Genomic DNA, 3823 nt, shown 5'->3' with positions numbered 1-3823 from the left:
CCCCGGCCGGTATTATGCGGCATCGCCATGCCGCCGATCCGCGAGAGCATGGCCGCCTCGTCCGTCAGGGTGTCGATGATGACGTGGATCACCTCCCCTTCCCGCTGCACGCGACCGGCGAGCGTGACCATGTGCGCGGTCATGACGGTGCGGCGCTGCGCCTCGAACCGATCGGGCCAGAGGATGCCGTTGGCGACGCCCGTTTCATCTTCGATGGTGATGAACAGTACGCCCTTGGCGCTGCCTGGCTTCTGGCGGACGAGGATCAGCCCGGCCACCTTCACCCGCCGACCGTCACGCAGTGACGCGAGATCGGCGCAGCGGACGACGCCGGCGCGGGTCAACTCGTCGCGCAGGAACGTCAGGGGATGCGCGCGGAGCGAGAGCTGGAGGGCGCGGTAATCCTCGACCACTTCGCGCCCGTCAGTCATCGGCGTGAGCGCGACGTCGGGCTCGATCCCTTCGGGGCTGAAGGCGGCTTCGCGCGCGTCGGCCGCCACGAACAGCGGCAGCGGTGCCTCGCCGAGACCCCGCACCTTCCACAGCCCCTGCCGGCGATCCTCGCCGAGCCGGAGAAAGGCATCGGCCTCGGCCAGTCGCTCGATCGCGCTGCGCGGCACGCCCGATCGCCGCCAGACTTCCTCGACCGACCCGAACGGCGCAATCCCGCGTGCCGCGACGATTGTGGCGCCGTGGACGTTCGCCAGGCCGCTCACCTGTCGAAGGCCGAGGCGCACCGCCAGATAGCGGCCCTGCCCCGGTTCGAGCGTGCAGTCCCACCGGCTGGCATTGATGCAGACTGGCCGCACCTCGACGCCGTGACTGCGGGCATCGCCGACGACCTGTGCCGGCGCGTAGAAGCCCATCGGTTGCGCATTGAGCAGCGACGCACAGAAGACGTCGGGATGATGATGCTTCATCCAGCACGACGCGTAGGCGATTTTGGCGAAGCTGGCGGCGTGGCTCTCGGGGAAACCGTAGGAGCCAAATCCCTCGATCTGCTTGAAGGTCCGTTCGGCGAAATCGCGCGGATAGCCGCGTGCCACCATGCCTTCGACCAGCTTGTCGTAGAAATGGCTGACCCCGCCCGTGATCTTGAACGTCGCCATCGCGCGACGGAGTTGATCGGCCTCTGCGGGCGTGAACCCCGCGCCGACGATCGCGACCTTCATCGCCTGTTCCTGGAACAGCGGAACGCCCAGGGTCTTTTCCAGCACCGCGCGCAGCTCGGGCTTGGGATATTCGGGACGCTCCAGACCCTCGCGCCGACGCAGATAGGGATGCACCATGTCGCCCTGGATTGGGCCGGGGCGGACGATCGCCACCTCGATCGTCAGGTCATAGAAGCGCGCCGGCTTCATGCGCGGCAGCATCGCCATCTGCGCCCGGCTCTCGATCTGGAACGTGCCGAGGGTGTCGGCCTTCTGGATCATTGCATAGACGTCCGGATCGTCGTCCTGGAGATCGGCCATGCCGACCCGCACCCCCTTCGCGTCCTCCAGCAGGTTGAAAGCCCGGTTCATGCAGCCGAGCATCCCCAGGCCAAGGACGTCGACCTTCATGAACTTCAGGGCGTCGATATCGTCCTTGTCCCATTCGATGATCTGGCGATCCTTCATCCGGGCAGGCTCGATCGGCACGAGGTTGTCGAGCCGCTCGTGCGTCAGCACGAACCCACCCGGATGCTGCGACATATGGCGCGGCGTACCGATCAGCTTGCGGGCGAGATCGAGCGTCAACCGGAGCCGCCGGTCCGACTTGTTGAGGTTGAGCTGGTCGAGATGCTGTTCGCCGACACCCTCGACCGACCAGCCCCACACCAGGCCGCCGAGCGCCTTGGTCAAATCCTCGGGCAGGCCGAGCACCTTGCCGACATCGCGCACCGCGCCGCGCGCGCGGTAGCGCTGGACGACCGCGGTCAGCGCCGAGCGGTCGCGACCATAGGTCTCGTAAATCCACTGGATGATCTCTTCGCGGCGCTCATGTTCGAAATCGACGTCGATGTCGGGCGGCTCCTTGCGCTCACCCGACACGAACCGCTCGAATAGGAGTTCGTGGCGGATCGGATCGATGCTGGTGATGCCGAGAACGAAGCACACGCAGCTATTCGCGGCCGACCCCCGCCCCTGGCACAGGATGCCGCGCCTGCGGCTTTCCGCGACGATGGCGTTCACCGTCAGGAAATAGGGCGCATAGCCCAGCTCCTCGATCAGCCGCAGCTCGTGCGTGATCTGGTCGCGGTGCGCCTGCGGCACGTCGCCTGAGAACATGCGCCGTGCCGCTTCGTCGGTCAGGCGCACCAGCGCCTCGTGCGCGGTGAGGCCGTCCAGCACCCGTTCGTGCGGATATTGATATGCGAGTTCGCCGAGGTCGAACGTGCAGGCGGCGGAGATGTCCCCGGTCGCGGCGATCGCATCGGGGAAGGCCGCGAACCGCCGCACCATTTCCTGCGGAGACTTGAGATTGCGATCGGCGTGACGTTCGCGCCGGAAGCCGAGCGCGTCGATCGTGGTGCGTTCGCGGATGGCGGTCACGACATCCTGCAACAGTCGCGCGTCCGGCGCATGATAGAGGACGTCGCCGAGCGCGACCGCGCGCACGCCGGATCGCGCCGCCAGAGTGTCGAGGTCATGCAGCCGGATTTGTTCGTCGGGCCGTCGCCGGTAGCTGAGGCCGCAATAGGCGCGCGGGCCGAACGCGCGCGCCAGATCGGCAAGATGGCCGGCGGTCGCCGCGTCCGCTTCGTCCGGCAACAGGATGGCGACCATGCCGTTGGCCGACGCCGCGACATCGGCCCAGCCGAGCGCGCAACCGCCCTTTCCCGCCCGCCCCTTGCCGAGGCTCAGGAGGCGGGTCAGCCGCGACCAGGCGGGGCGATCGGTCGGATAGAGCAGCAGCGATCGGCCATCGTCGAGAACGACACGGGTGCCGGCGATCAAGCGTACCTTGGTTTCCTTCTGCGCCTCCCAGGCGCGCACCACACCGCCGACCGTATTCCAGTCGGCGACGCCGAGCGCGGCATAGCCGAACAGCGCTGCCGCCGCGAACAGCTCGTTCGGCGACGAAGCGCCCCGCAGCAACGAATGATGCGTTGTGACCTGGAGTTCGACATAGTGGGGCTGTGGGGCCATCAGCCGAACAGCCCGTGCATCCACCAGCTCAGATCGCCGGTCGCGGGCTGGACGCCATCGCCCCGGCGAAACAGCCAGTATCGCCCGCCGCTTTCGGCCTCGACGCGGTAATAATCGCGCACCGCCCACACTTCCCCGTCGCGGCGCCACCATTCCCCGTAGATGCGTTCAGGCCCGTCGCCGGCGACCACGACATGCGTGTCGCCGCGCCACGAGAAGCGGCGTGGCGGCGCATCGGGCAGCAGCGCGACCACGCCCCATAGCGGTTCGGGGCGTGCAAGCAGCCGTGCCGGCCGGCGCCAGCGCGGCCAGGTGCCGGCATCGTCCAACGCGCCGATCCGCACGACCGCGCGTTCCGGCACGTCGCTTTCGACCGGCGTCATGCGGAACAGGCCCGCCTCGCCGACCCGACCGGCGAGCCGATCGACCGTGACGGCGAGGTCAGGCCCGCCCTTCCCGCCTGCCAGCATCGACCCCAGCGCGGTCGCGCCGAGCGGTTCGGCGCGGGTCGCGACGATCCGCATCGCCTCGATGCCGAGGCCCGGATCGATCCGCTCGATGCGGAGCGCGAACATGCGGGTGAGATGCACGGCGTCGCGCGTCGCGCGCGATGCGCCGATCACAATACGCTGATCGACGCCATCGACCCGCGCGGCGATCAGCTCGACCGCACGCGCGCCCAGGCCACGCGC

Annotated in this window: 2 protein-coding genes; both read right to left on the bottom strand. The window is 68.4% G+C overall.

Annotated features, from left to right (window positions below; genetic code table 11):
* A partial coding sequence (locus HUU96_RS12885; RefSeq protein WP_174293168.1) for an error-prone DNA polymerase occupies positions 1 to 3131 on the bottom strand: 3131 nt, incomplete at its 3' end.
* The coding region (locus HUU96_RS12880; RefSeq protein ID WP_368039772.1) for a DUF6504 family protein at positions 3131 to 3823 on the bottom strand (693 nt) is incomplete at its 5' end. The genes HUU96_RS12885 and HUU96_RS12880, both read right to left, overlap by 1 nt.

It is taken from the genome of Sphingomonas bacterium (assembly GCF_903644135.1).
Lineage (GTDB): Bacteria > Pseudomonadota > Alphaproteobacteria > Sphingomonadales > Sphingomonadaceae > Sphingomonas.
This window is presented reverse-complemented; position numbering and strand designations above follow the sequence as displayed.